Here is a 24,718-nt window from a genome sequence, read left to right as displayed (position 1 = left end):
ATGGGATAGACTTTATATATTCAGGTGAGATTGAGATTTTTTGGAACAAGAGGATGGCGGCAGCCGGCCATAGGGCAGAAAGGAAAGGGGAAGCGTATGAATCGATGGTCTGTGCATGTGAAACACTTTGGAAAAATAAAAGAAGCGGTTGTTGAGGCGGCGCCGATGATATTTTTTCTTGGGGACAATAACAGCGGAAAAAGCTATATGATGACATTGTTATATGGTTTGCTTAATATTCGTTTGTTTTTTTCGAAATATGATTTTGCTGAAGATTCCCCGGCTTATCAAAAATGCGTCAAGATACTGGAGCCTAATCTCAACTTAGATGCAGAGAACTCGTCTCAGATTTTTAAACTAACTTCAGAGGAATGCGCTTATTTTGCCGAATTGCTAAATACAATTTTGGAGAAGAATAAGGAAAAGTTTCTTCGGGATTTGTTTAACAAAGAAATGGAGATAGAGCAGATACATGTGAGCTTCTCCGAAAAAACGGATTGCGGCTTTAAGATCAGCCAGGGCTATCATGTAAACGATAAGGAAGCTCATATGTCAATATTCGGAATGGATGGAGAAAAAAGTGTTATCTTTGGCTATAGCATACCAGTAAGCCGATTTAGAGAGAGAGACGGTGTCCGCTTTTTTCTTGCCTATATGATGGAATTCATGCTGAAAGATGGTTTTACAGAAATCGGGCATGGAGATGCCGTTTATTTTCCCATGGCCCGAACAGGATTTCTTCTTACCTATAAGTCCCTGGTAGGCAGTGCCATGCAGGATAAATTCAACCTGCAGGAAACCAGTAAGAATCTTCTTACAAAGCCCAACAGTGATTTTCTGACGGTATTAAGCCAATTAGATACACAAGAACCCAGGGAAGAATATGGAGAGATTGTAGAATTTATAGAACAGCAGGTGATTCACGGCCGTGTCAGGAGAACGGAGTTTCCCTCCCATGAGATTTTCTATACGCCGGAAGGCCAGGAGAAGCAGCTGCCGATGTTTGTGGTATCGGGAGTTGTTACGGAGATGGCTCCGCTGCTGCTGTTTTTGCAGTATACAAATCTGGGAACGCTGCTTATGGAGGAGCCGGAGATATCGCTTCATCCGGAACTTCAGTGGGCCATTGCCCGTGTACTGATTCGGATACACAACAAAGGGGTGCCGGTATTTGTTACAACACACAGTGATATTATCCTTCAACATGTGAATAATATGCTGAAACTGGAAACGGCAGAGGGAAAAGAAACTTTTTTGCAGGAACTGGGATATGACGTTCAGGATCTTTTAAAAAGAGAAGATGTGGCAGTCTATCAATTTGACGTAGATAAAGAAAACTGGACAACGGTTACGAAGCTGCCCTGCGGCGACTATGGCTTTGAAGCTATGACATTTTATAACACACTCAAGAAGCTGAATGACCAGATTGACTGCATTGAAAAAGTGGAAAGCGAGGAGGAGTAATGTTTTCTGCAAAATTACAGGAACGGCTTAAGCTGTTGGATGAGCACCTGGTATGTTGGAATGACCATCAGTTTGTATTGGAGGAAAAGAAGGAACAGGGGGAGGCAGAGCTGATCCTGGAGCTTCCAGATCCAGGCATATTATTCAGCAGACTGGAGGATAAAAAATTACGATATTTCAAAAATCAGAAATGTGCAGACTATCTTTTATATAAATACAAAGGGAATAATTGGGAAATGCATATTTTTGAGCTGAAGCGCACTATCGGATTGTCTCAGTGGGAGCAGATCAAAGAGCAGGCAAAAGGAGCTATACAGAATGGTATGGCAATTGCAGGATTTTTGGGGATAGAGATATGTCTGGACAGGGTGCATCTCTATTCTGCGTATAGGAATGATAAGATCAATGATTTTGCAAATCCAGGAAAGCAGAGATATCAGATGTATAAAAAAGCTTCTCCGGAGTATAAAGAAAAAGAGTGTGATTGGAATAAGCAGTTGATAAAGCTGGATTTTCTTGGGAAGAGAGAATTTTTGCATCACAAGATACGTTTGAATCCAGAGGACGGAAGAGGAAGCTATGCAATTGCATAGGGCTGTTTTTAGGAGATCAGGAGGAGACCATGACATACGAGGAAGCAAGAGCATTTATAGATGATACATCAAAATACGGCTACATTCTGGGACTTGACACGGTGACGGAGCTTCTTTCCCGTCTCGGGAATCCCCAGGACGATCTCAAGTTTGTACATATCGCGGGCACCAACGGCAAGGGCTCCATTCTGGCCTATGTATCTACGATATTGAAGGAAGCCGGATACAAGGTGGGAAGATACATTTCCCCCACAATTTTTGAATACCGGGAGCGCATCCAGGTAAATGAAGCCTATATTCCGGAGGAAGCAGTGGCAAGGCTGGCAGAGCGCATTTACCAGGCGGGGCAGGCGATGCTGGCGGAGGGCCTGGCCCATCCCACAGCCTTTGAGGTGGAGACAGCCCTGGCATTTCTCTATTTTAAGGAAACGGACTGTGATATTGTGGTTCTGGAGACGGGCATGGGCGGCCTCACAGATGCAACCAATGTAGTAAAAACCACGCTGGTATCCGCATTTGCATCTATCAGTATGGATCATATGGGATTTTTGGGAGATACCCTGGAGGAGATTGCCAGGATCAAGGCCGGAATTATCAAGCCGGATACCACAGTCATAAGCACGGTGCAGACAGCCCGGGTTCGAGAGGTGCTTGAAGAAGCCTGCCGGGAGAAGCGGGCTTCCTACCGGGAGGTGCAAAAGGAGGAGCTTAAGGATAAAAAAATAAGCTTTGAGGATCAGAGCTTTACCTACAAAGACAGGACAAACCTCCGTCCGGGAATCCTGGGAAGCTGCCAGCTTGAAAATGCCGCTGCAGCCCTGGAGGTTATAGACGCATTGAGAGAGCTTGGCTATCCCGTAACGGAAGAGGCCCTTCGCAGAGGGCTGGAGCAGACGGAATGGGCCGGCCGGTTTACCGTGATAGAGGAGGATCCCCTGTTCCTGGTGGACGGCGCCCATAACAGGGATGCTGCAGACCGGCTTTTGGAGACCTTGAAGCTTTATGTTCCGGAAAAACGGAAGATATTTATCATCGGCGTCCTTGGAGACAAGGAGTATGACTATATGATGAGCCGTCTGGCTCCGGAGGCGGAGCGGATAGTGACGGTTATGACCCCGGACAATCAAAGAGCGCTGCCGGCAGAGGAGCTTGCAGAGGCAGTACGAAAGTACAATCCCAATGTAGAGGCGGCAGAGAATATCCCGGAGGCAGTTAAGAAGGCAAAGGGCTACGCAGGTGGGGACGGGATGGTTCTGGCTTTCGGCTCCCTGTCCTATCTTGGCGACTTGATCCGGGCAGTGCGGAAAGAAGCCGGCTGATTGATTGGTAAGCGCCAAAACACGGTAAGCGTGATTTTGTGGGAAAGGAGAACAACATGAGGGATCTGGCAGAGCTGAGAAAAGAAATTGATGAGATTGACATCCAGATGGTAAAGCTTTTTGAGCAGCGGATGGCTGTCTCAGAAGAGGTGGCGGAGTATAAAGTAGCCGTAGGAAAGAAGATTCTTGATAAAGAGCGTGAAAAACGGAAAATCCAGGCTGTTAAGGCTATGACTCACAGCGCGTTTAACAGCCACGGCGTGGAGGAGCTGTATAATCAGATCATGGCCATGAGCCGGAAGCTCCAGTATCAGCGGATGGAGCAGCAGGCCGTAGGCCGTCTGCCTTTCGTAATGGTGGATGAGCTTGAAAAGAAAAATGTCCGGGTCGTCTACCAGGGAGTGGAGGGAGCCTATGCCCAGCAGGCCATGTTTGAGTTTTTCGGGGAGGATGTGAATCACTTTCATGTGGAGCGGTGGCGGGACGCTATGGAGGCCATCGCCGAGGGCATGGCAGATTACGCAGTGCTCCCCATAGAAAATTCCTCCGCAGGCATTGTAAATGACAACTACGATCTCCTTCAGGAATTTGACAATTACATAGTGGGAGAGCAGGTAATGACCATCTGCCACGCACTCCTGGGAACAGAGGACGCAGAGCTTTCGGATATTCAGACCGTGTATTCCCACCCCCAGGGCTTGATGCAGTGTGCAAAATATCTGGACGAGAACCGTCAGTGGCAGCAGATCAGCCTGCTCAATACGGCGGTAGCGGCCCAGAAGGTGGCGGAGGACAAGGATAAAACCCAGGCTGCCATTGCAAGCGCCCTGGCCGGGAAGCAGCACGGGCTGAAGGTTCTGAAAGAGAATATCAATTTCAGCGGCCAGAATTCCACACGCTTTTTCATTGTGACCAATCAGCGGATTTTCTGCAAAAATGCGGGGAAGGTGAGCATCTGTTTTGAGGTCAGCCATGAGAGCGGCTGTCTTTACAATGTGCTGTCGCATTTCATCTTCAACAACCTGAACATGTGCCGGATTGAGTCCCGGCCCATTGCGGATAAGAACTGGGAGTACCATTTCTTCGTGGATTTCGAGGGGAACTTAAACGACAGCGCAGTAAAAAATGCCCTCAGAGGAATCCGGGAGGAAGCGCTGAATCTGAAGATATTAGGGAATTATTAATAAACTTAGAATAGGAGGAGAAGAGGAATGAACACTTATGTTATTATGACAGACATCAATGCGGATCTTCCTGAAGAGTACATCCGCGAGCACGGGCTGGAGGTTTTGTCTTTGAGCTATATGATAGACGGGGAAACCTACGACAGAAATCATCCCTTGGAGGTAGGAGAATTTTACAAGCGCATGCGCAATGGCTCCATGCCTACCACCTCCCAGGTGAATCCCGATCAGGCAAAGAAAGCATTCACCGCCTGCCTAAAGCAGGGAAAGGACGTGCTCTACATTGCGTTCTCCTCGGCCTTGAGCGGAACGTATAACAGCGGAAGGATCGCCGCTGAGGAGATTAAGGAGGAGGGGCTTTTTCCGGATCGGAAGCTCGTAGTCCTGGATTCGCTAAGCGCCTCTCTGGGCCAGGGACTTCTGGTGCACAAGGCCGTGCAGCTTAAGGAAGCCGGAAAATCCCTGGAGGAGACTGTTTCCTGGGTGGAAGAGAACAAGCTGAATCTCTGCCACATCTTTACGGTGGACGACCTCTTCCATCTCCACAGAGGCGGCCGCGTGTCCAAGGCAACAGCCGTCCTGGGAACCATGATTAACATTAAGCCAATCCTTCATGTAGACGAGGAAGGCCGTCTCACACCCATCGGAAAGGTCCGGGGGAGAAGAAAATCACTGTCCGCTCTGGCAGACCGCATGGGCGAGCAGATCAAGGGTTTTGAGAATCCGGAAGTATTCATCAGCCACGGCGACTGCCTGGAGGATGCTGAATATGTGAAAAAGCTGGTGAGGGAGCGCTTCGGCGTGGAGAACTTTGTCATCAACCACGTAGGCCCCACCATCGGAGCGCACTCCGGCCCAGGAACCATGGCCCTGTTCTTTATGGGCAATCAAAGGTAGGCAGCAGCCCTTTTCGATATTCAAGGGGAGAGATACCGTACTTCTCCCGGAAAAGCTTTCCAAAATAACTGGAGCTGCAGAAGCCGCAGAAGCTGCCGATCTCGGAGATGGAGAGATTCGTCTCACGCAGCAGGCCGGCGGCCTGGAGCAGGCGATACTCATTGATGTATTCCATGGGCTTTTTTCCCGTATAGCGGTGGAAGGAACGGAAGCATTCGCTGCGGCTTACGTGAGCATGCTCCGTAAGATCCCGGATTGTGATACTTTCTGCAAAATGCTCCTGTATGTAGGAAATCATCTGTCTCACCATGGCTCCATGGTGAGGCGGTGTCTCCTTGATAAGAAAGGAGTGGTTCTTTTCGGAAATATAGGCCAGGGTCTCCAGCCAGAGCCGGCTTGAAAGGCTTAAGGCTTGAAGCTCATACCCATAAACGTCATCCGGAATTCGGCAGATATCCTCGATGAACCGAGCTATGTTTATTCCATGGAGATCGGAGGCTTCTGTGCAAAAGCCCTGGAGCTGCATGTTCATAACAGGCTGAAAATATTTGTGAAAGATGCTTCCGTCCGGAAAGAGAGAGGGCGGAAAGCCCACGCCGATCATTTCGGCAGGCTCCCCTGGATTTACTTGTTTTGCCATATGAAGGACATTGCAGTTAACAAAGATACAATCTCCCTTTTTCATTCTCAAGCAGGTTTCTTCTGTATAAAAATCCAGTTCCCCCTTTACCACCGTTCCGAATTCAAAAGCATCGTGCCAGTGGCAGTTCAAGGTATAATCGGGAAAAGAAGTATAAAGATCGTCCCATGTTTCCAGGGGAAACGAAATATCCTTATAGTCAATCAGTTCTCTTAAGTGCTCGTCGGTTTTAACCGGAATCTGCTGCATATCCCCTCCGCCTTTGAAACGATTGTTATAAAAATTGAGATTATTATTATATACAAATCCGAATTTTGCAATTATTATTATATTTACTCTGATTGCAGAAGTCAAGAAAGAAAGGTGATATTATATGCGGTTTTTACATAAGGGTAAGGCTTCCTCCCACAAGGAAAGCACAGGCAGGGCTAAGGACATGACGAAAGGAAATCCCACAGGGCTGATTTTTTCCTTTGCCCTGCCGCTGATTCTGGGGAATCTGGGCCAGCAGCTTTATATGATTACAGACACCATGATAGTAGGCCAGGGGGTAGGCCTTAAGGCGCTGGCTTCTCTTGGAGCCACGGACTGGATCTACTGGCTGGTGCTCTGGCCGGTACAGTTTCTCACCCAGGGCTTCGCCGTTCTGATCACCCAGAACATTGGGGAGGGGAATGAAAAAAACATCAAAAAGTCCATCGCTATGTCTGCCCTTTTATGTCTGGCAGTGGGCGCCCTGGTTTCGGTGCTCTTTCCGCTGCTGGCAAAGCCGCTTCTTGGGCTTTTGAAAACACCGGCAGATATCTTTGACGGCGCCTATTCCTATGTGACTGTGATGTATGCAGGCACGCTGATTGTGATGGCCTATAATATGGCTTCCGCCGTACTGCGGGCCTTTGGAGACGGGAAGACGCCTCTTTTGGGCATGATCATTGCCGCTGTCCTCAATATAGGCCTGGATCTCTTGCTGGTGATGGAATTCCGATGGGGCATTACGGGGGCAGCGGCGGCTACGATATTTTCACAGCTTGCTGCATTTCTCTACTGCCTGTTTATGATTGGGAAGATTCCGGCTGTCAATATGAAGCGTGGGGACTGGAAGCTGGATGTATCGGTGGCAAAGCAGCTTTTGAAGCTTGGAACGCCTCTGGCCCTTTCTCATGTTGCGATTGTGATTGGCGGCATTATTCTCCAATTTGTGATTAACGGCTTCGGCTCCCTGTTTATTGCGGCGTTTACAGCCACCAATAAGCTATATGGCCTGCTGGAGAGCACTGCTATTTCCTTTGGCTTTGCAACGGCTACTTATATGGGACAGAATTGGGGGGCGGGAAACTTAGAGCGCATCCGTATGGGGATGAGAAGCGCAATGAAGCTTGCGGCTGTCTTTTCTGTGAGCATTTCCCTGCTGATGCTGGCTTTTGGGAAAAATCTGCTTCTCCTGTTTATCTCATCTGCCAATGAGGATGCGCCCAGAGTGCTGGAGCTGGCTTACCAGTATCTTGTGATTATGAGCGTGACGCTGATGATTCTATACATTCTGCATGTATACCGCTCCGCCATCCAGGGCATGGGCAATACCATTGTGCCCATGATTGCAGGTATTATGGAATGCGTGGGCCGCATATCCGTGGCGCTTCTGCTTACCAGGGTTATGGGAGAATATGGTTTGTTCTTTGCGGAATCCGCCGCCTGGCTGGGCAGTGCAGCCTGTGTGACGCCGGCTTACTATTTTATGGTAAGGGGGAGGGCTCTTGCAGGCGGGAAGGAGGAAAGGGCGGTTAAAACCTGCACCTGTCCCAGGTAGGCGGCGCTTTTATCTCTGCATCTTTTCATTTTAGAATAATTTTGGTATATTGATATTAATAGATAAAATGATTTCAAAAAAGATGCAGAGGTAAGAGCAAATGATGAAGCAGGGGTTTCAATTAAATACCACACAGAAGCTTAAGATGTCCCAGAAACAGATGCAGTCTTTGAATATATTAACCATGGATCAGACGCAGCTTTTAGAGTTTATGCAGAATGAGTACCTGGAGAATCCTATGCTTGAGTATACGGGAGGGCAGGACGGCGTCTATGGGGCGGATGATATAAGCAGTCGTTATGAGCATGCGATTACGTATGAAAAGACGTATGAGGAGCTTATTGAGGAGGACGATAAGCGGCGCAGGGATCTGCCGGATACAGAGCCGGAGCTTGTGAAAAAGACTTTGCTGTACCAGCTTCCCTTTCAGGATTTTACCGAAAAGCAGTGGGAGCTATTCAATTATATGATAGACTGTCTGGACGAGACGGGCTTTTTTACAATGTCCCTTGAGGAAACGGCTCTGAAAGCCCATGTGACCCTTCGGGAGGCGCAGCAGGCGCTTGGCATTCTAAAAGGGCTGGAGCCCCATGGCATTTTTGCCCGGGATCTGAGGGAATGCCTGCTGATACAGCTGGATTTTAAAGGAATGAAGGGGACGAATACCTGGAAGATTGTGGAGGAATATTTGGAGGATGTGGCAAAAGGGAGGATTGGGACGATCTCACGGGGACTTTCCCTGTCTACCGCACAGGTGCGCTTGTGTATTCAGCAGATTGCACATTTGAATCCCAGGCCCATGAACTTTGTGGCCGCCGGGGACAAGAACAAATATATCATTCCGGATATTTTATTAAAGAAAGAACAGGGAGTGTGGAGGGCTGAATTAAACGACGGGTGGATAGAAAATTATCAGATCAATGATTATTATATCCGCATTATGAAGGAATCTCAGGATGAGGAGCTCTGCCTGTATTTTCAGAAAAAGCTGGACAGAGTCCGCTTGATTCAAGAGGGCATCCGGCAGAGGAGGCAGACCCTTATCGATATTACAACTGCGATTGTGGCGCATCAGACCGCTTTTTTTGACGGAAACGGCCTCCTTGCGCCTATGACAATGGCAGAGCTTGCCGGAGAGCTTAACATCCATGCTTCTACCGTAAGCCGCGCCGCGAAAGGCAAATACATTCAGTGCCGGCAGGGGACGCTCCTTCTGCGCGACCTGTTTTCTGCTGCGGTTTCGTCGGGAGACGACGAGGCTGCGGTTAATGCGGACAATATAAAGGATATGATCTCCCGGCTTATCAAGGAGGAGGACAGAAAAAAACCTCTCAGCGACCAGAAGATCACGAATGCGTTGAAAGAAAAGGGCATTCACGTATCCAGAAGGGCCGTTGCAAAGTACAGAGAGGCCCTGGGAATAAAAGGAAGCTTCGAGCGGAAACTGTAGTGTCAAAAAAGAAGCCAGTCCGGTATCATCCGGGAGCAGGCTTCTTTTTTGCGCTTAAGTAACGATGGGGTTTGAAGGGATTTGAAGTGACACGGACGGGAACTACTTGTATCACGCAAAAGAAAATGGTATGATAAGAAAGAAGTTTACGAAAGCTGAAACAGGAAGGACGTTATGGTAATCGGCTGCAGAGGAGACAAAATGAAGAGTTTATGGGCAGCGGCGGTTCTGGTTCTTGGCCTTACGCTTCTTATGGGATGCAAAGAAAAGAAGCCGGAGCCGGAGGAACTGCTTGCAGAATATATGGATTTGCTGGGCGAAGAAAAATACGAGGAAATGTACACCTATCTCACCGGAGAGGCCAAGGAATCCATTGACCAGGAAGCCTACGTAGAGCGGTATCAGAATATCTACGGCGGAATCGAGGCTATGAATATCCGTGTAGAGATTGAGGAGAGGGAGGAAGGCCACAAGGACAAAAAGGCTGTGACTCAGAGGGTGAAATATGCCCTTACCATGGACACCCTGGCCGGAGAGCTTTCCTTTAACAATATAGCTATTTTTACAAAGGATGAGGAAGGCCTCTACAAAATGAGCTGGGACAGTCAGGATATCCTGCCGGGTCTCTATGCCGGGGACAAGGTCCGCATAAAGACCATCCAGGCCAAGAGGGGAAATATCTACGATCAGAATCAGACAACCCTGGCAAGGGAGGGGACGGCTTCTTCTGTAGGGCTGGTGCCCGGCAAGCTGGGGGAGAACCGGGAGGAATCCCTTGCAAGCCTTTCGGAATTATTGGAAATCAGTGTGGAGCGGATAGAAAAGGAGCTCAATGCCGGCTGGGTCCGGGATGATACCTTTGTTCCCCTGCGCACAGTCTCTAAAGACGATTATGAGCTCAAGGAGCAGCTTCTGGAGATTCCGGGAGTGATGATTACCGACACAACCGTGCGGTACTATCCCTTTAAGGAAAAGGCGGCCCAGCTCACCGGCTATGTGCAGAATATCACGGCGGAGGAGCTGGAGGAGCGCAAAGGACAGGGCTATAACCAGAACAGCCAGATTGGAAAGGCAGGGGCAGAGCGGATCTATGAGGAGATCCTGCGCCCCAGAGACGGATATTCCATCCAGATTATTGATGCGGACGGATATGAGAGGAGCACGGTGCTGGAAAAGCCGGCAGAGGACGGCAAGGACGTAGTTCTGACCATTGATATCATTCTGCAGCAGCATCTGTACCAGGCCCTTGAGGGAGATGAAGGCTGTGCCGCTGCCATAGATCCCAGAAGCGGCGCGGTACTGGCCATGGCCAGCGCCCCGGCCTATGATCCCAACGACTTTGTTATGGGCTATACGGCCAGTGCCTGGGATGCGGTCAACAATGACGAGACGCAGCCTCTTTACAACCGATATCTGGCTTCCTGGGTGCCCGGCTCCGTATTTAAACCGGTTACCGCAGCCCTCGGGCTTACAAACGGCAGCCTGAATCCCGGCGAAGAGATGGAGAATGAGGGCTTGAGCTGGCAGAAGGATGAGAGCTGGGGCAGCTATGAGGTTACGACCCTGACGGATTATCCTGTGAAGAATCTGGAAAATGCCTTGATTTATTCCGACAATATCTACTTTGCCAAGGCGGCGGTGAATATGGGAGAGGAAGCCTTTTCCCAGGGTCTTGACAGCCTGGGCTTTGGGGAAGAGATGGAGTTTGACTTTGACTTGAAGGCGTCCTCCTATGGAAGTGAGGGAAAGCTTGGATCTGAGACGGAGCTTGCGGACAGCGCCTACGGGCAGGGAAAGGTTCTTGTGAATCCTCTTCACCTGGCAGCTGTTTATTCTGCCTTTGTCAATGAGGGAAATATGGTGAAGCTTTATCTGAGGGCTGGAGGGGAAGAAGGGTTCTGGAAGGAGCAGGTATTTACGCCGGAGGCGGCCGGGGAGGTTCTGAACGGACTGTACCAGGTTGTGGAGCATCCGGAAGGAACGGCCCGTGAGGCTTACCGCAGTGGATACCGGCTGGCGGGTAAGACGGGGACTGCGGAGATCAAGGATTCCAAAGAGGATACAAGCGGCACGGAGCTTGGCTGGTTTGTGGGAATCAGCGGAGCGGACACGGACAAACCTCTTCTGATGGTAATGATGATAGAGGATGTAAAAGGCCGGGGCGGAAGCCATTATGTGATTCCAAAGGCTATGACAGGTTTTGACGTTTATAATATGGGAGAAGAGGAGGAGGCAGAACATGAAGGATGATTCATTTCGAAAATACCTGTTTATCAGTCTGGCCGGAGCCGTGGGCATCATTTTGTGTATTGTGTTTTTCTTTGCTTTATTTCGGTTCAAACAAGTGATGGAGGGAATACGTACTCTGGAGAGTATTCTTATGCCCTTTATCTATGGGGCGGTGATAGCGTATCTTCTGACGCCGGTGTGTAATTTTGTGGAGATCCGTCTAAATGCCTTGCTGACGGGGAGAATGAAGGTGAATGAGCAGAAGGCGGCGCGTTTTTCCGCAGCGATAGGCATTGGGCTGAGCCTGCTCTTTGGCTTTTTCATTGTCTATCTCCTTCTTGCCATGGTGCTGCCCCAGGTATTCGAAAGTGTGCGGGGGATTGTGCAGGTGCTTCCGGGAAATGTGGTAAAATGGAGCGACTGGATTCAGCAGAAGCTTGCAGACGACGAAGTTCTGGCCAATTATGCGGAGCAGTTTATCAATGCGGCTTATCAGAATATGCAGGTATGGCTGAACACAAAGTTTCTGCCTGATATGCAGGTGATTGTAAGCGGCGTGTCCGCAGGACTTATCAGCGCTCTGGCTGCAGTGAAAAATATCGTGATTGGTATTTTTGCAGCCGCTTATCTTATGGGAAACCGCAAGAAGTTTGCGGCCCAGGGAAAAAAGCTGATTTACAGCTTTGCCAAGGTTCCCGTTGCCAACGGCATTCTGGATGAGATCCATTATATTAACCGGGTGTTCGGCGGCTTTATTGACGGGAAGCTTCTGGATTCCCTGATTATGGGAATTTTGTGCTTTGTTATTATGAACCTTTTAAATATGCCTTACACCATGCTGATCAGTGTGATCGTAGGGGTGACGAATATTATACCGTTTTTCGGGCCCTTTATCGGGGCGATTCCAAGCGCCCTGATTATACTAACGGACAGTCCCGTCAAATGTGTGTATTTTCTAATCCTGATCCTGGTGCTGCAGCAGTTTGACGGCAACTTCTTAGGCCCGAAGATCCTGGGGGATTCCACAGGGCTTTCCAGCTTCTGGGTGCTGTTTTCCATTCTGCTTTTCGGGGGGCTGATGGGCTTTGTGGGAATGGTTATCGGGGTGCCTACCTTTGCGGTGATTTATGATCTGATTAAGAAGTATTCCAACTGGATGCTGCGCAAAAAGAAGCTGGCTACGGATACCTCTGTCTACGAGGAGCTTTCTTCCATAGAACCCGATGGGGAAGGCTACCGCTATATCCATGCATTGACGGGCGAAGCCCGCCAGTCCCGGAGGGATATGCATTAATATATATCTGCAGGGGATTAACAAAGAAGAAAAACAGGAGGCAGGTATGATTCTGGCGATTGATATTGGAAATACCAACATTGTAATCGGCTGCATTAAGGATAACCAGATTCTGTTTGTGGAGCGTCTGTACACAGATGTGAAAAAATCAGAGCTGGAATACGCCATCAGCATAAAAAACGTACTGGAAATATACGGCGTGGACCGGAAGGAGTTAGAGGGAGGCATCATTTCCTCCGTAGTGCCTCCGGTGACAGGCACCATCCGGAATGCGGCGGCAAAGGTGATTGGCAAGGAAATGCCGGTGGTAGGCCCCGGTGTGAAAACAGGCCTGGATATCCGCATTGACAATCCGGCGCAGCTTGGGCCTGACCTGGTGGTGGGAGCCGTGGCGGGCATCGAGGAATACGGCTGCCCTCTGGTGATTATTGATATGGGAACGGCCACGACCTTTACGGTAGTTAATGAGAAGCACCAGGTGATCGGCGGAATGATTCTGCCGGGGGTGGGAGTGGCTTTGGATTCGCTGACGAACCGCACCTCCCAGCTTCCCAAGATTAGTCTGGAACCGCCGAAGAAGCTGATTGGCAGCAATACCGTTGACTGTATGAAGAGCGGCGTGCTCTACGGCAATGCCTGCTGTGTGGACGGAATGCTTGGACGAATCCGGGAGGAACTGGGCATGGCGCCCCAGGCAGTCGCCACCGGGGGTATGGCAAAGCGCATCATCCCTTATTGCCGGGAAACCATACACATGGACGATGCCCTTTTGCTCAAGGGGCTGAATCTGATTTACCAAAAGAATCAATAGGATTATGGCTCACTTCGCAGCCGTCCGCTTAATAACCGCCCCGTTTTATGGCGTCTGTCCCATACTTTTTGCGGATAGAGTCCAGGGCGCGATCCAGCTGCCTCAGCTTTTGGGGAGAAGGCGTCTTGGCAGAGCTTTTTGCTTCCGCCCCTGCCTCTGCTGCCAGAGGCAGATCAAAGATTGAGAGCTGAACCGGCTCGCCGACGGATACGAGACGGGAGCTGCGTACTCCCAAAAGGCGGATGGGGCGTCTGTCCCAGAGCTGGTCAAAAAGGGAGCAGGCCAAGTTGTACAGTTCGCCTGTAGAATTGCAGGGAGACAGCGTCCTGGCCTGGTGGGAAGCTTTTGTAAAATCATGGTATTTGATCTCTACGGTAATGGTTCCGGCCAGCTGTCCGGCACTCCTGAGACGTCCGGAGACGCTCTCGCAGAGTGCAAGAAGCACCTTTTTGGCTTCTGTCGGATCGGTGACGTCCTCCCTTAGGGTTGTAGAGCTGCCGATGCCCTTGGCTTCCTGCTTTTGGGAGAGCACGGGAGTGGGATCGATGCCGTTGGCAAATTCCCACATAAGGCGTCCGTGGCTTTTGAAATGGGCGGTGAGGAAAGACGGGTCTGTATGGGCCAGCTCCCCGATGGTCTGTATGCCAAAGCCCATGAGCTTTTCGGCGCTGCGGCGTCCCACCATAAAAAGCTCGGATACAGGGAGAGGCCACATCTTCACAGGAATTTCCTCAGGGAACAGGGTGTGGATTTTACCGGGCTTTTCAAAGTCGCTGGCCATCTTGGCAAGAACCTTTGCAGGGGCAATTCCGATATTGACGGTAAAGTGAAGCTCCTCGTAGATGCGGTCCCGGATAAGAGCCGCAGCTTCCACAGGGGAGGGATACAGGCGGGCGATGGGCGTAAAGTCCAGATAGCACTCGTCAATGGATACCTGTTCCAAATCCGAAGTAAAGGAGGACAAGAGCTCCATCATGGCATGGCTGTAGCTGCGGTAAAGCTTGTGATCCGGGGACTCGATGACCAGGGAAGGGCACTTGCGGAGAGCGGAGGCTACCGGCTCCGCAGTCTGGATTCCGTATTTTTTGGCAGGAATGGATTTGGCCAGTACAATTCCGCGGCGGCTCTTTTCGTCGCCGCCGATGATGGAGGGAATGGTGCGCAGATCCACGCTGCTTCCGTTTTTTAATTTTTCCAAGGCAGTCCAGCTTAAGTAGGCTGAATTTACATCAATATGAAAGATAATAGTGGACATAGGGGGCTCCTTGGTTTTATCCTGTAAGCAGGTGCTGTGGATTTTTAGGAACTATAATTTTAGTATAGCACAAGAGAACATTTGTTTGCAATATTATTTTATGGAAGAAAGAGGGAACCAAGAATGTACAATCCAGCTTCCAGACAGGCGGAAGAATTTATAAATCACAAGGAAATCCTGGACTCCATTCAATATGCCCGGGAGAATCAGAAGAACCGGGAATTGATAGAAGGGCTGCTTAAAAAGGCGGAGGAATGCCGGGGACTGTCCCACCGGGAGGCGCTGGTGCTTCTGGAATGCGGGGAGCCGGATCTGACGGAGCGGATGTTTGGCCTGGCACGGGACATCAAGCAGAGATTCTACGGAAACCGGATTGTTATGTTTGCGCCGCTGTATTTGTCCAATTACTGTGTGAATGGGTGTACCTATTGTCCTTATCATTTTAAAAATAAGCACATTGCCCGAAAGAAGCTGTCCCAGGAAGAGATAAGGAGGGAGGTTATTGCCCTTCAGGATATGGGGCACAAGCGTCTGGCTCTGGAGGCTGGCGAGGATCCGGTAAACAATCCCATTGAGTATGTGCTGGAAAGCATTCGGACCATCTACGGCATACAGCATAAAAACGGGGCAATCCGCAGGGTGAATGTGAACATTGCGGCAACTACCGTGGAGAATTATCGAAAGCTTAAGGAGGCGGGAATCGGGACTTATATCCTGTTCCAGGAGACTTATCATAAGGAAAATTATGAGAAGCTCCATCCAACGGGGCCGAAGCATGACTATGCCTGGCATACGGAGGCCATGGACCGGGCCATGGAGGGCGGCATTGACGATGTGGGGATCGGGGTGCTTTTTGGACTTCACCATTACCGCTATGATTTTACAGGGCTTTTGATGCATGCAGAGCATCTGGAGGCGGCATTCGGAGTGGGGCCCCATACGATCAGTGTGCCGAGAATCCGCAACGGGGATGATATTGACGCTTCCGCTTTTGAAGATGCCATTTCCGATGAGCTTTTTGCCCGGATTGCGGCAGTGATCCGGATTGCCGTTCCCTATACGGGAATGATCATTTCTACCCGGGAATCCAAGGCTACCCGGGAGAAGGTGCTGGAATTGGGAGTGTCCCAGATTAGCGGCGGTTCCAGAACCAGTGTGGGCGGCTATGCGAAGGAGGAGGCGAAGGAAGAGAATTCCGCCCAGTTTGATGTGAGTGATACCAGGACCTTGGATCAAGTCGTAAACTGGCTGCTGGATCTTGGGATGATTCCAAGCTTTTGTACGGCCTGTTACCGGGAGGGGCGCACTGGAGACCGGTTTATGAAGCTGGTGAAGTCGGGGCAGATTGCCAACTGCTGTCAGCCCAATGCCCTTATGACGCTGAAGGAATATCTGACCGACTATGCGTCGGAGGATACCAGGAAGAAAGGGGAGGCGCTGATTGCCCGGGAGCTGAAACGCATAACCAGTGACAAGATCCGCCAGAGGACAGAGCAGAACCTAAAGGAGATTGAGCATGGAACAAGAGACTTCCGATTTTAAACAGAGCCTGAAGGAATCCCGGAAATACCGCTGGAAGGAAAGCAGTGAGGGACAGGAGCCGGAGGAGGACCGGGCTTATACCCAGAAATTTGAGACCATCTGCCCCGTGGATTCCTCAAAAGTGGTACATACAGTGAGATTTCTAAAAAGCACCTGTACCCGTGTGGATGATATTGTGGATGATTTCCGCTGCAGCCGCAATGCAAGCTGTGTGAAATGCACGGAGAACTACCGGTAGATTCAGGAAGAAAAGATATTTTCCTCAAATTTCCGGGCGAACAGATGGGGAAGGGAGCGCAGATATCCGGCATCCTCTTTTTGAAAGGTGTAAGGGCTGTTTTCACTGCCCCGCTCCCAGTCAATGTAGCGCAGATTTCCCAAGGACAGCTTGTCTCCAAAGGGATCAAAGACTTGCTCCATAAAAGGAGAGCTGGCGGCAAGGGTCTGAAGAAGCAGTTCGTCCGCACAGACGGAGTGCCGGAAATACTTTTGAATCCAGTCCTGGCGGCTTAAGACATACTCTGCAAAGGAATGGGTGATGCTGAACCAGTTGGCGCCCTTTTGGATGGTGACAGCTTCTCCCCTCAGACGGTTCACACGGAACAGTCTCTGAAGCCGGGTAAGAAGCATATCGGCAGGCTCTGCCAGAGGGCAGGAGCTCTCCCGGAAAAAATGATAAAGAGAGATGCGCTCCCGCACTTCGGGCGCCGGTTTTGGAGCGTCAAAATGTATAAACTCTTTCCCGGCATGTTCTTTGAAGAACTGGTGAATCTGATCTTGAGATTTTAAGGGAAAGTCAGAACCGGAAAGAAGGTGATAGTAGGCGTAGCGCCGGGGAACGGCCGCCTTTAAAAGTGCCAGCTCGCAGGCGGTCTGGCTGTAGCCGCCCCAGTGGACATTCAAACGTTCTGTAAGATAAAGATTTGACTTTTGAACAGCATGAGAAAAATCCGGAAGGTCAGAATCCGGAACTTTTTGATCGATGTGAAGGTAGATGTCATTGCGTTCATCATCCAAGGCCAGAAGCAGCTCTTTTAGGAAATCAAATTGGTGGTGGGCCATGATTAAGAAGGCGTGTCGGTTCATAACAATTTCTCCGGGTATTTGAAATTTGTACATGGGACGGGCAGGACATACGTTTGCCGTTAACGCTCATTATATCACAGCAGCAGCGAAAAAGGCCACCTTTTGCAATTGTTTTTTATTGTATAAATACTTTATTACTGGCTTAGGGGCGTTTTTCGTCAGCTTGTTTCATTGTTTTGAGAACTTTGCTCGCACTGTTTCAGATAGTTCAGATAAGACATGAGATGCTCTTTTCGGGAAGGCGATAACTGATCATAGGCTTCCAGCAGGTAGTCCTGTTCCTTTGTCAGATCTCTGGAAGAGCGTTCAAAAAATTGCGAAACAGAAATGCCGCAGGCAGAGCAGATCTTTTCAATTGTATGCACACGAGGATCTGTATTTTTATTAAACATGGATGTGAGCGTGGAAAGGGAGATACCGGATTTGCTCGCAAGACGGTATGCATTGAAATTATTTTTTTCCATAAGCTCTTTGATACGTCTAATGCAAAAATTTTCTTCGTACATGAAAATAACTCCGTTACCATTATGATACGTTCTATTTTAGTATATTATACGGTGTATATAAAAGAGTTATAAGCCGATGAAAAGGATAGGATATACGTTGCAGTTATGATACAATGAAAGGGTAACCTGCAACCGAACAGTGACAAAAGAGGCAGAAAGGAGGGAGCATTTGAACAAAAGGATTCGTAAAAAAAAGGGGCTTATTAAGGAGCAGCGCTATAATGAAATAAAAAAAGAAGTATTCGAAGCCTTGGCAGACAAAGCTGCGGTTTTGGAAGAGAAGGCTGTTGTTCAGAATGCTGCAGTTCAAAATGCAGCGAGCGATGAATAATGCCCGGCTCCGGAAAATAAGTTTTGCAAGCATTGGAACGCGGTTATATTGTTGGGATATGATATTCGGACAGTATAGCCGCGTTTTTTGTTTGTTGGTGAAGCTTAAGGGCAAAGAGTTCTGCTTGCAAAATAAGAGGAGATATTATACAATGACAGCAGCATTTAAGAACAGAGCCTTGTACTGCGAGAATATTGCGAAACTGGAATAAGAGGTAGAACCATGGGAAAAGAGATGGTTCAGGCCCAGAGCCTGGTATATGAATATAAAAAATATGACGAAGAGGGCCGGGAGACAGATGTGATCCGGGCGGTGGACGAGGTATCCCTGCAGGTGGAGAAGGGTGATTTTGTAGCGATTCTGGGACACAACGGATCCGGAAAATCCACCCTTGCCAAGCATATGAACGCCATTTTAACTCCTACAGGCGGCACAATGTGGGTGGACGGAAAGGACACCAGGGATGAGGACAGGCTTTGGGAGATCCGCCAGAGCGCCGGAATGGTATTTCAGAATCCGGATAACCAGATTATCGGAACCATTGTGGAGGAGGACGTAGGATTCGGCCCGGAAAATATGGGAGTTCCCACAAAGGAGATATGGGAGCGTGTAGAGGAGAGCCTGAAAGCAGTCAATATGCTGAAATACCGCCACCATTCCCCCAATAAGCTGTCCGGAGGCCAGAAGCAGAGGGTGGCCATTGCGGGAGTGGTCGCCATGCACCCCAGATGTATTGTTCTGGACGAGCCCACGGCTATGCTGGATCCTAATGGGCGCAAAGAGGTCATACGGGCTGTCCGTGCCTTGAACGAGGTTGAGGAGATTACCGTGATTCTCATTACCCATTATATGGAAGAGGTCATATATGCGGATAAGGTTATTGTGATGGATCAGGGCCGGGTGGTAATGGAGGGAACGCCCAGGGAGATATTTTCCCAGGTGGAAAAGTTAAAGTCCTACCGCCTGGATGTACCCCAGGCCACTTTGCTGGCTTATGAGCTCAAAAAGGCGGGTGTTAACCTGCCGGATGGAATACTGACCAGGGAGGAGCTGGTGGAGGCATTATGTCATTAAAGCTAGAGCATGTAAATTATGTATACAGTCCGGGAACCGCCTATGAGATTCACGCACTGAAGGATATCTGCCTGGAGATTAAGTCCGGAGAATTTGTAGGCCTGATTGGCCATACGGGATCGGGAAAATCTACTCTGGTGCAGCATTTAAACGGCCTTGTGAAGGCTTCGGAGGGCCATATCTATTTTCATGGGGAGGATATATATGGAGCCGGCTATGATATGCGCCGTTTAAGAAGCAGGGTGGGCCTTGTATTCCAATACCCCGAGCATCAGCTTTTCGAGGTAGACGTATTGAGCGATGTGTGCTTCGGTCCCAGGAATCAGGGACTTTCCAGGGAAGAGGCGGAAGAAAAGGCGAAGGCGGCCCTTGTCATGACAGGTTTGGGCGAAGAGTTCTATCATCAGTCACCCTTCGAGCTGTCCGGAGGCCAGAAGCGCAGGGCGGCTATCGCCGGAGTGCTGGCAATGGAGCCGGAGATTCTGGTTTTGGACGAGCCCACGGCCGGGCTGGATCCCAAAGGCCGGGATGAGATTCTGGATCAGATCAGCCTGCTTCATCAGGAGAAAAAGATCAGCATTGTGCTGGTATCCCACAGTATGGAGGATGTGGCGAAATATGTAGGCCGGATTATTGTTATGAACCAGGGAGAGGTTCTCTTTGACGACGTGCCGGGCCAGGTGTTCCGCCATTATAAAGAGCTGGAGCAGGTGGGGCTGGCTGCGCCCCAGGTGACGTATATGATGCATGCGCTGAAGGAGAAGGGGCTTTCGGTGGATGAGAATGCGACCACCATAGAGGAAGCCCGGGATTCGATTCTTGCAGCACTTGGAGAAAAGAAGCCGGATTGCTGAGCCTGCGGCTCATGGCTTTTTAAAAAAGAGGAAGCCGGATATTTGCTGAACATATTAGGAGATACATCATGATTCGAGACATTACGCTGGGGCAGTATTACCCGGCAGATTCTATTCTTCATAAATTAGACCCAAGAGTAAAGCTTACGGCAACCCTTGTCTTTATCACGGCATTGTTTGTGGCAAAGGGGTGGCCGGGGTATCTGGCGGCAACGATATTTCTGATAATGATAATTAAACTGTCCAAGGTGCCCTTTGCTTTTATGGTCCGGGGGCTGAAGGCCATTGTGATGATTCTGATGATTACTGTGGTTTTCAATCTGTTTTTGACGCCGGGAGACCGGATATTGGTGCAGGTGTGGAAACTGAAGATCACGGATACAGGGCTTCGGACGGCGGTCTTTATGGCAATCCGACTGATTTATCTGATTGTAGGTTCATCGGTAATGACCTTGACGACTACCCCAAATGATTTGACGGACGGTCTGGAGCGGCTGATGGGGCCTTTGAAAAGGCTGCGCGTTCCTGTGCATGAAGTGGCTATGATGATGTCCATTGCGCTGAGATTTATTCCCATTCTGCTGGAAGAGACGGACAAGATTATGAAGGCGCAGATTGCCAGAGGTGCGGATTTTGAAAACGGGAATCTGATACAGAAGGCGAAGAACCTGGTTCCGCTTCTGGTGCCGCTGTTTATTTCGGCCTTCCGCCGGGCCAATGATCTGGCCATGGCTATGGAAGCCAGGTGCTACCATGGCGGCGAGGGACGAACGAAAATGAAGCCTCTTGTATATGCAAAAAGGGATTATATGGCTTACGGCGCTGCGGCCCTTTTTCTGGCTGTTATGATTACATTGAGAATTGTCTTATGAAACGTATTTTATTGGCGGTAGCCTATGATGGGACGGCTTACTGCGGCTGGCAGGTGCAAAAGAACGGGGAAACCATAGAGGGCGTGCTGAACAGGGAGCTTTCCGGGCTTTTTGGCGGGGATATCCAGGTGATTGGAGCCAGCCGTACAGATTCCGGCGTCCATGCCCTCGGAAATGTCGCAGTTTTTGATACGGGGACGCAGATGCCGGGGGAAAAGATTTCCTACGCGCTGAACAGCCGGCTGCCGGAGGATATCCGGATTCAGAAATCTCTGGAGGTGGAAGGGGATTTTCATCCCCGGAAATGTGCCTGTACCAAATATTATGAATACCGCATTCTGAATCGGGAATTTGAGCTGCCCGGACGGCGGCTGGATACGTATTTTTACAGGCGGCCTCTTGACATAGAGCGTATGAGGGCTGCCGGTTCCTTTTTGCTGGGAGAGCATGATTTCAAAAGCTTCTGCAGCATTCATACCCAGGCGGAGACTACGGTCCGAAGGATTTGTGCGTTGGATGTGAAGCGGGAGGGTGACTTGATCCGCATTCAGGTGTCGGGGAACGGCTTCCTCTATAATATGGTAAGAATTATTGCAGGGACTTTGATACAAGTGGGAAGCGGAATCCGGAACCCGGAAGATATGCAGTCTATGCTGGCCTCATGCGATCGGCAGTCGGCAGGGCCCACGGCCCCGGCGAAGGGACTGACGCTGCTGGGCATGGAGTATGAGGGCGGATTTTTCAGCAGTCTGCCGGCTGCGAGGTGAACAGCGGCATTTTGCTGGTATTACAGTAACTTTTATAGGTTTTACAGGCGAAAAATAGAAAAAATCGGCTTGACACACGAGGATGGGTGTACTATAATTACTTGGTGCGACGAAGTGCAAAAATGCTGGATCCAAGCCCCGGTAAAGGCATTTTTCCATAGAATGTTCAATATTATTTAGGAGGAGAACCAATGAAGAGTTTCATGGCCAGTCCGGCAGCAATTGAGAGAAAATGGTATGTGGTTGATGCTTCAGGATATACATTAGGACGCTTAGCTTCTGAGGTGGCTAAGATTTTGAGAGGCAAGAACAAGCCGATTTTTACGCCTCATATTGATACGGGCGATTATGTAATCATTGTAAATGCAGATAAGGTAAAGGTAACCGGCAGAAAGCTGGATCAGAAGATTTACTATCATCATTCCGAGTACGTAGGCGGTATGAAAGAGACCACCCTGCGGGAGATGATGGCAAAGAAGCCGGAGAAGGTTGTAGAGCTTGCCGTTAAGGGCATGCTTCCGAAGGGACCACTGGGAAGACAGATGTACACCAAGCTTCATGTATACGCCGGCCCGGAGCACAATCATCAGGCTCAGAAACCGGAAGTCTTAACATTTTAAGTGAGAAAGCGGAAGGAGGAAATCTACAGTGGCTAATTCAAGATTTTACGGAACAGGCAGAAGAAAAAAATCAATCGCCAGAGTATACTTAGTACCCGGCACCGGAAATATTACCATCAACAAGAGAAGCATTGACGAGTACCTTGGTCTGGAGACTTTGAAGGTTATCGTTCGTCAGCCTCTGACAGCAACCGAGACTACCGACAAGTTTGACGTACTGGTGAATGTGCATGGCGGCGGATACACCGGACAGGCAGGCGCCATCCGTCATGGTATCGCAAGAGCCCTGCTTCAGGCAGATCCGGAGTATCGTCCGATCTTGAAGAAGGCGGGGTATCTGACACGTGACCCGAGAATGAAAGAGCGTAAGAAGTACGGCCTCAAGGCAGCACGCCGGGCGCCGCAGTTCTCCAAGAGATAATTCAAGCGAATATTGCAAAAGAGCAACAGACCCCGAAAACATCGTGTTTTCGGGGTTTTCTAATATTCTGGATTTCCTATGAGACACCACGAAAACACACAAAATTTTCACGGTAACTAACACGTAACTGACACGTAACTGACAAATAAAATATGGTCTTGTGCAAGACTTTTGAAATCTTGTGCAAGACACTTTTCGCAATAAAAAAAGGACGAATCAATCGCCCTTTTTGCAGCAGTATTCAATGATACATGACCGGACATCCTTTTTCGTGCGACAATGGCATGAGTGACCGTCTTTGAATATGACATTATATCCGTCGTGCATGTTTCCGTTTATGCCGGAAATCATTTCTCTGTTCTTTTCCGCAATCTGCATCGTGTCAAACATTCCGCACTGGTCTTTACGGACTAAGTCTTGAATATAGGAATTGACCGACATTCCTTTATCAGATGCAAGAGCCTTGATAATATCTTTCATTCCTTTAGGTACTGCAAGACTGATTCTCTCATAATGCTCTTTATAAAAATTATTCTTGTATTCAGTTCTATTCATGGCACACCTCACTATATGCGGTTGATTGCGTCCAGTAGTTCCTCAATTTCAAAGTGTGTATAAACAACCTCCGTGACCCCTTGCCCTTTATGACCAACAATTTTTTTAATGACCTTATCGGAGACACCTGCGACGGTCAACATGGAAATGCAGGTGTGGCGTGTATCATGCGGGCGGTGCGTCATGTTCAAGGTTGTAATCAGAGGCATCCAATAACTGTCATAGTAATTCCTATACTTGAAATGTTCTCCCTCCGGTGTTGAAAGCAGATATTCGCAATCGTTCCGGTGATACCAGTATTCAAAAAACGGATATACTTTTTCAGCAATCGGAGCGGTTCGGATTCCCGCCTCCGTTTTGGATGCGATGATTTTGAAATATCTTTCCTCAAGGTTCACGTTCTCTTTTTTCAAATCTAATAATTCACCGATACGGCATCCGGAATATATTAACATGAGAATGACCGTGTAATATATATTTGCGTCCTTGACATCCCACAACCTTTTTACTTCTGCTTTACTGAATGGTTTTCGGTTATAGGCGTTCGGATTGCCCGCTTTTGCGATGTCGAGATATTCAACAAGATTCCGCTCTTTTGGTATGATTTCATGAATCACGGCGTATTTATACATCATGCCGAGGAGGACTTTCAATTTTCGGAGCGTGGGATAATTTTTTCCGGATTCATCAACGACCATTTGCAGATGGTCGAGTTTCACATCAACAAACCGCATCTTTGCAATTTTATCACACAACGCCCAGGCTGCTTTATACCCTGTCACATTGGAATCGCTCACAGTTGGGAAATGTTCATCACTCCATCGTTCATATACATCCTCAAAAGTAACCTTTGCAATATTGACATCATAGGGGTTATTGTTGAACTCTGCGAGGGCGTTCAATGCGTCTTTTCGGGTCGGGTAGTAGCCGACAGTTATATATAATTGTTTTGTTTTTCCGGTTTCGGTGTCGATTTCCCATCCTTTTGTCTTTTTGGCGACATAGGGATTTCGGCGGTTTTTTCCGGACAGCTTATAGACTGAACCAAAACCGTTCGGGAGTTTCATAAAATCACCATCCTAAAAAGAGTATAAAAAATAAAACCAGTGCAAAAAGCACGGTTTTATGATAGAATGGTTATGTTCGG

The 24,718-nt window shown here is 49.0% G+C and carries 25 protein-coding genes; 19 read left to right on the top strand and 6 right to left on the bottom strand.

The features are described 5' to 3' along the window. Window positions 1-96 precede the first annotated feature (96 nt). The 5 genes from VV089_RS13710 to VV089_RS13690 are packed head-to-tail and all read left to right on the top strand — an operon-like array spanning window position 97 to window position 5,457. Complete coding sequence (locus VV089_RS13710; protein WP_334336303.1) at window positions 97-1,464, top strand: AAA family ATPase; 1,368 nt, start codon at window positions 97-99, stop codon at window positions 1,462-1,464. Then, a complete protein-coding gene (locus VV089_RS13705) occupies window positions 1,464-2,057 on the top strand; it encodes a hypothetical protein (RefSeq protein ID WP_334336302.1) in 594 nt (197 codons plus the stop codon). Before VV089_RS13710 ends, VV089_RS13705 begins: the two co-directional genes overlap by 1 nt. A 29-nt stretch (window positions 2,058-2,086) precedes the next feature. After that, on the top strand, window positions 2,087-3,376 hold the full coding sequence (locus VV089_RS13700; RefSeq protein ID WP_334336301.1) for a bifunctional folylpolyglutamate synthase/dihydrofolate synthase: 1,290 nt from the start codon (window positions 2,087-2,089) through the stop codon (window positions 3,374-3,376). 56 nt (window positions 3,377-3,432) lie between these two features. Next, window positions 3,433-4,560 (top strand): prephenate dehydratase, encoded by a 1,128-nt coding sequence (gene pheA / locus VV089_RS13695; RefSeq protein ID WP_172541291.1) that lies wholly within the window; start codon window positions 3,433-3,435, stop codon window positions 4,558-4,560. Between the two features lie 27 nt (window positions 4,561-4,587). Next, the gene (locus VV089_RS13690; protein WP_334336300.1) at window positions 4,588-5,457 is read left to right on the top strand and encodes a DegV family protein; all 870 of its coding nucleotides are present in this window, start codon (window positions 4,588-4,590) and stop codon (window positions 5,455-5,457) included. On the opposite strand, the gene VV089_RS13685 is transcribed toward VV089_RS13690, so the two are convergent. Next, window positions 5,438-6,346, bottom strand: a complete 909-nt coding sequence (locus tag VV089_RS13685; RefSeq protein WP_334336299.1) for an AraC family transcriptional regulator — start codon at window positions 6,344-6,346, stop codon at window positions 5,438-5,440. The genes VV089_RS13690 and VV089_RS13685 overlap by 20 nt on opposite strands. A 124-nt stretch (window positions 6,347-6,470) precedes the next feature. Between VV089_RS13685 and VV089_RS13680 the strand changes: the two genes are divergently transcribed. The 5 genes from VV089_RS13680 (at window position 6,471) to VV089_RS13660 (ending at window position 13,688) form a co-directional block, all read left to right on the top strand. Then, a complete protein-coding gene (locus tag VV089_RS13680; protein WP_334336298.1) occupies window positions 6,471-7,904 on the top strand; it encodes an MATE family efflux transporter in 1,434 nt (477 codons plus the stop codon). 100 nt (window positions 7,905-8,004) lie between these two features. Beyond that, the gene (gene rpoN, locus VV089_RS13675; protein ID WP_334336297.1) at window positions 8,005-9,354 is read left to right on the top strand and encodes an RNA polymerase factor sigma-54; all 1,350 of its coding nucleotides are present in this window, start codon (window positions 8,005-8,007) and stop codon (window positions 9,352-9,354) included. A 201-nt stretch (window positions 9,355-9,555) separates the two neighbouring features. Further along, on the top strand, window positions 9,556-11,604 hold the full coding sequence (locus VV089_RS13670; RefSeq protein ID WP_334336296.1) for a penicillin-binding transpeptidase domain-containing protein: 2,049 nt from the start codon (window positions 9,556-9,558) through the stop codon (window positions 11,602-11,604). Further along, a complete protein-coding gene (locus tag VV089_RS13665; RefSeq protein WP_172541297.1) occupies window positions 11,594-12,877 on the top strand; it encodes an AI-2E family transporter in 1,284 nt (427 codons plus the stop codon). The genes VV089_RS13670 and VV089_RS13665 overlap by 11 nt, the downstream gene beginning before the upstream one ends. Before the next feature lie 46 nt (window positions 12,878-12,923). Further along, window positions 12,924-13,688: a type III pantothenate kinase gene (locus tag VV089_RS13660; RefSeq protein ID WP_334336295.1), complete on the top strand. Its 765-nt coding sequence runs from the start codon at window positions 12,924-12,926 to the stop codon at window positions 13,686-13,688. 28 nt (window positions 13,689-13,716) lie between these two features. On the opposite strand, the gene VV089_RS13655 is transcribed toward VV089_RS13660, so the two are convergent. Continuing rightward, window positions 13,717-14,943: a DNA polymerase Y family protein gene (locus VV089_RS13655; protein ID WP_334336294.1), complete on the bottom strand. Its 1,227-nt coding sequence runs from the start codon at window positions 14,941-14,943 to the stop codon at window positions 13,717-13,719. Window positions 14,944-15,066: 123 nt separating this feature from the next. Between VV089_RS13655 and hydG the strand changes: the two genes are divergently transcribed. Together hydG and VV089_RS13645 are read left to right on the top strand one after the other, a co-directional pair. Next, window positions 15,067-16,485, top strand: a complete 1,419-nt coding sequence (gene hydG / locus VV089_RS13650) for a [FeFe] hydrogenase H-cluster radical SAM maturase HydG (protein ID WP_172541300.1) — start codon at window positions 15,067-15,069, stop codon at window positions 16,483-16,485. Beyond that, entirely contained in the window at window positions 16,460-16,723 is a 264-nt protein-coding gene (locus VV089_RS13645) for a hypothetical protein (RefSeq protein WP_172541301.1), read from the top strand. The genes hydG and VV089_RS13645 overlap by 26 nt, the downstream gene beginning before the upstream one ends. Before the next feature lie 2 nt (window positions 16,724-16,725). Here VV089_RS13645 and VV089_RS13640 read toward each other — a convergent pair whose 3' ends face one another. Further along, the gene (locus VV089_RS13640; protein ID WP_172541302.1) at window positions 16,726-17,571 is read right to left on the bottom strand and encodes a beta-1,6-N-acetylglucosaminyltransferase; all 846 of its coding nucleotides are present in this window, start codon (window positions 17,569-17,571) and stop codon (window positions 16,726-16,728) included. 158 nt (window positions 17,572-17,729) lie between these two features. Continuing rightward, window positions 17,730-18,077, bottom strand: a complete 348-nt coding sequence (locus tag VV089_RS13635; RefSeq protein WP_172541303.1) for a helix-turn-helix domain-containing protein — start codon at window positions 18,075-18,077, stop codon at window positions 17,730-17,732. A gap of 169 nt (window positions 18,078-18,246) precedes the next feature. Between VV089_RS13635 and VV089_RS13630 the strand changes: the two genes are divergently transcribed. From VV089_RS13630 to rpsI, 7 genes are all read left to right on the top strand, one after another. Further along, the gene (locus tag VV089_RS13630; RefSeq protein WP_172541304.1) at window positions 18,247-18,408 is read left to right on the top strand and encodes a hypothetical protein; all 162 of its coding nucleotides are present in this window, start codon (window positions 18,247-18,249) and stop codon (window positions 18,406-18,408) included. Between the two features lie 222 nt (window positions 18,409-18,630). Next, window positions 18,631-19,482: an energy-coupling factor transporter ATPase gene (locus VV089_RS13625; RefSeq protein ID WP_334336293.1), complete on the top strand. Its 852-nt coding sequence runs from the start codon at window positions 18,631-18,633 to the stop codon at window positions 19,480-19,482. Further along, window positions 19,473-20,336 carry an energy-coupling factor transporter ATPase gene (locus VV089_RS13620; RefSeq protein ID WP_334336292.1) on the top strand — a complete coding sequence of 288 codons (864 nt, stop codon included), beginning with the start codon at window positions 19,473-19,475 and terminating at the stop codon, window positions 20,334-20,336. The genes VV089_RS13625 and VV089_RS13620 overlap by 10 nt, the downstream gene beginning before the upstream one ends. Window positions 20,337-20,404: 68 nt before the next feature. Beyond that, the gene (locus VV089_RS13615) at window positions 20,405-21,208 is read left to right on the top strand and encodes an energy-coupling factor transporter transmembrane component T family protein (protein WP_334336291.1); all 804 of its coding nucleotides are present in this window, start codon (window positions 20,405-20,407) and stop codon (window positions 21,206-21,208) included. Beyond that, complete coding sequence (gene truA, locus VV089_RS13610; RefSeq protein WP_172541308.1) at window positions 21,205-21,975, top strand: tRNA pseudouridine(38-40) synthase TruA; 771 nt, start codon at window positions 21,205-21,207, stop codon at window positions 21,973-21,975. Before VV089_RS13615 ends, truA begins: the two co-directional genes overlap by 4 nt. 191 nt (window positions 21,976-22,166) lie before the next feature. Continuing rightward, complete coding sequence (rplM, locus tag VV089_RS13605) at window positions 22,167-22,595, top strand: 50S ribosomal protein L13 (RefSeq protein ID WP_172541309.1); 429 nt, start codon at window positions 22,167-22,169, stop codon at window positions 22,593-22,595. A 28-nt stretch (window positions 22,596-22,623) separates the two neighbouring features. After that, complete coding sequence (rpsI, locus tag VV089_RS13600) at window positions 22,624-23,016, top strand: 30S ribosomal protein S9 (protein ID WP_172541310.1); 393 nt, start codon at window positions 22,624-22,626, stop codon at window positions 23,014-23,016. A 216-nt stretch (window positions 23,017-23,232) separates the two neighbouring features. Here the strand turns inward: rpsI and VV089_RS13595 are convergent, their stop codons facing one another. Together VV089_RS13595 and VV089_RS13590 are read right to left on the bottom strand one after the other, a co-directional pair. Continuing rightward, window positions 23,233-23,571: a hypothetical protein gene (locus tag VV089_RS13595; protein ID WP_334336290.1), complete on the bottom strand. Its 339-nt coding sequence runs from the start codon at window positions 23,569-23,571 to the stop codon at window positions 23,233-23,235. Between the two features lie 11 nt (window positions 23,572-23,582). After that, window positions 23,583-24,638, bottom strand: coding sequence for a tyrosine-type recombinase/integrase (locus VV089_RS13590; RefSeq protein ID WP_334336289.1), 1,056 nt, complete (start codon window positions 24,636-24,638; stop codon window positions 23,583-23,585). Window positions 24,639-24,718 lie beyond the last annotated feature (80 nt).

The organism is Candidatus Merdisoma sp. JLR.KK011 (assembly GCF_036941125.1).
Lineage (GTDB): Bacteria > Bacillota > Clostridia > Lachnospirales > Lachnospiraceae > Laedolimicola.
Note: the sequence above shows the minus strand (reverse complement) of the source record. Positions and strands in the feature narration are given on the sequence as shown.